Genomic DNA, 2955 nt, shown 5'->3' with positions numbered 1-2955 from the left:
CCCGCCGATCAGGCGCTCATCGCCGGGTTCATCGTCAACAAATTCCGCGGCGACCCGCAGCTGTTGACGCCCGGGCTCCAGCAGCTGGCGGACCTGACCGGCCGCCCGACCTACGGGGTGCTGCCCTACGCCGAGGAGTTGTGGCTCGACGCCGAGGACTCCGTCTCGGTGGTGACCAACCGGGTGCTGGGTGCACCGCAGCGCCCGCGTGGCCGCCAGTGGCTACGGGTGGCCGCCGTGCGGCTGCCGCGGATCTCCAACTCCACCGACGTCGAGGCGCTGGCGTGCGAGCCGGGCGTGCTGGTGCGCTGGGTCGCTGACCCGGCCGACCTGGCTGATGTCGACGTCATCGTGCTGCCGGGCAGCAAAGCCACGGTGGCCGACCTGTGCTGGCTACGGGACCAGGGGCTCGCCCAGGCCGTGATCGCGCACGCGGACGCCGGCCGCGCGGTGCTGGGAATCTGCGGGGGCTTCCAGATGCTGTGCCGGAGCATCGACGATCCGGTCGAGACCCGGTCTGGACGTGTCGAGGGCCTCGCCCTGCTCGACGCGGACATCGTGTTCGAACCGGAAAAGGTGTTGCGCCGCTGGCAGACTCCGCTCGCTGGCTACGAGATCCACCACGGCCGGGTGGCCCGCTGCTCCGAGTCGGGTTGGTTCGACGCCGACGGGTCCCCGCAGGGCTACCGACGCGCCGGGGTGTTCGGCACCCACTGGCACGGGGTGTTCGACAACGACGCGTTCCGGCGAAAGTGGTTGGCCGGTGCGGCGACCGCGGCGCGGCGGAACGGCTTCCTCGTCGCCGACGACGTCAACGTCGCGGCCCGCCGGGACGCGCAACTGGATCTGATGGCCGATCTGTTGACCGCCCACCTGGATATCGCTGCCGTCGCCGAGTTGCTGGATCAAAGACCCCCGCAGCGCCCCACCATCGTCTCCGCGCTGAGCAACTGACAGTTGACGGGGCGCATCGAAAACCCCAGTGCGCGAGTTACATCCATGTTGCGTAGAGCTCTCGGCGCAGCGCGCTGAAAACTTAAGTTTTCAAAAGAGACTTCATCGAAACGGTCCGCAGGGACAACCGATGACATAGCTTGCGGAAGTGCCTTCGACGATGATGACCACCGTCGACGGGTTCCCCATCCCGGTTAGCATCACCGGCCCGGAAAACGGCTCCGTCGTGGTGCTGCTGAGTGCCGCGCAGCGGGTCCTCGCGGCGTATGACGCGGTCTGCGAGCGTCTGCACACCGCGTCGCTGCGGACATTGGTCGTCGGCCCCGATCCGCGGCTGACACCGAAGTCGGTGGTCGGCATCCTCGACGCGCTGGACATCCAGTGGGGGGTGCTGGTCGGCGATCGCACCGGCGGGGAAGTGGCCTGGGAGCTGGCGGCGACCAGGCTGGACCGCTTCACCGGTCTGGTCGCCATCGACCGCGGCCATCCGCGGGTCGCCGATGCTGCCGGCGTCGTGCGCGACGAGCATTGCCCACCGGTGGAGATCAACACCACCGCGCTGGTCGGCTCCCCGGCCGCGCGGGAGATCGCCGACGCCAGCCAGCGGTTCGTCTACGCCGATTACCGCGTGGCCGACCTGCTCGGACGCCGTAACATGCACGAGTCGACCGCACAACTGGCCGCAGAAATCGTGCTTCGCACCAGCACCTGGTAACAACGATGCGTGGGGTTCGACGGCGCTAGGCAAGTCAGACCGGTGGTCGGCATGACCACCTATCTCGACCAGGCGCAGACCGGAATCTGGGACGTTCCCGCCAGTTTCCTGCCGGCTGTCTATTTCGAGGGCGTCACACTCGCCGGCGGCGTCGCGGTGCTGCTGCCGCCCCAACCGGTGGACGCCGACATCGCGAACCTCGTGCTTGACGGGCTGGACGGTCTGGTGATCACCGGCGGCAAAGACATCGACCCCACGCGGTACGGGCAACAGCCGCACCCGTCCACCGACCAACCCGGACCTGACCGCGACGAGTGGGAGTTCGCACTGCTCGGCGCGGCGCTGAACCGGAAACTGCCGGTGCTCGGCATCTGCCGCGGCGCCCAGGTCCTCAACGTCGCACTCGGCGGAACCCTGCACCAACATCTGCCCGACGTCATCGGGCAGACCAGGCACCAGGTGGGCAACGCGGTGTTCAGCACCTTGCCGGTGCGAACGGTGCCCGGCACCCGGCTGGCGGCGCTGGTCGGCGGATCGGTGGAGGCCAAGTGCTACCACCATCAGGCCATCGACGAACTCGGCGAGGGCTTGATCGTCAGCGCCTGGGACAGCGACGGCGTAATCGAGGCGGTCGAACTGCCCGGTGACGATTTCACGCTCGCCGTGCAGTGGCATCCCGAAGAATCCCTCGACGACCTACGGCTGTTCACCGCCATCGTCGACGCCGCCCGGTCGCACGCCGGGGAGCGCGGCGCCCCGGCGTGACACCCGGCTCACCCACGGAAGGCGATCAGCGGGATCGCCGTCTCAGCGGGTGTCGCCGCGCCGTGCATGCCGATGAGGTGGCCCACCTCCGGTGGCTCGTGGCCGCTCGCGAGCACCGCCGTGTCGCCGGTACAGACAACGACCACGTCACCGATGCGCGCCAGGTGCTCCGGCCGTACGTCACCGAAGAACCCGGTCGCGACTGCTTCGTCGCGGCTGTAGACCTCGGCTCGTCCGTCGAGCACCGATCGCCAGGCTGCCAGCACCTCGGCTGTCGCGCCGGGTTCGGTGTGCAGGTAGCGCACCCGGGGATCACCGGCGACCACTCGGACACCGGCGAGCAACCGAGGGTCGGCGTCCAGGTCGACGCGGCCCTCCGGCGGGGCATTCACCCCGCCGTGGTCGGCGGTGACCAGCAGCGCCGCATCCGGCGGCAGCGTCTCGACCAGCCGCGTCAGCAATACGTCAACAGCAGCCGCCGCCGCATGCCATTCCGGTGAGCCGATCCCGAACACATGCGC

Annotated in this window: 4 protein-coding genes; 3 read left to right on the top strand and 1 reads right to left on the bottom strand. The window is 69.2% G+C overall.

Going from position 1 to position 2955, the window contains the following annotated elements; genetic code table 11:
• The 3 genes from WA317_RS20530 to WA317_RS20520 all read left to right on the top strand — a co-directional run.
• Positions 1–954: cobyric acid synthase (locus WA317_RS20530; protein WP_425174773.1), on the top strand; the 954-nt coding region annotated here is incomplete at its 5' end.
• 163 nt (positions 955–1117) lie between these two features.
• Positions 1118–1669, top strand: a complete 552-nt coding sequence (locus WA317_RS20525; RefSeq protein ID WP_425174775.1) for an alpha/beta fold hydrolase — start codon at positions 1118–1120, stop codon at positions 1667–1669.
• Positions 1670–1711: 42 nt separating this feature from the next.
• Positions 1712–2434, top strand: coding sequence for a gamma-glutamyl-gamma-aminobutyrate hydrolase family protein (locus tag WA317_RS20520; protein WP_425174774.1), 723 nt, complete (start codon positions 1712–1714; stop codon positions 2432–2434).
• An 8-nt stretch (positions 2435–2442) separates the two neighbouring features.
• On the opposite strand, the gene WA317_RS20515 is transcribed toward WA317_RS20520, so the two are convergent.
• The coding region (locus WA317_RS20515) for an alkaline phosphatase family protein (RefSeq protein ID WP_425174772.1) at positions 2443–2955 on the bottom strand (513 nt) is incomplete at its 5' end.

It is taken from the genome of Mycobacterium sp. (assembly GCF_049802695.1).
GTDB lineage: Bacteria > Actinomycetota > Actinomycetes > Mycobacteriales > Mycobacteriaceae > Mycobacterium.
The sequence above is the reverse complement of the archived record's forward strand: the minus strand, read 5'-3'. Positions and strand labels throughout refer to the sequence as shown.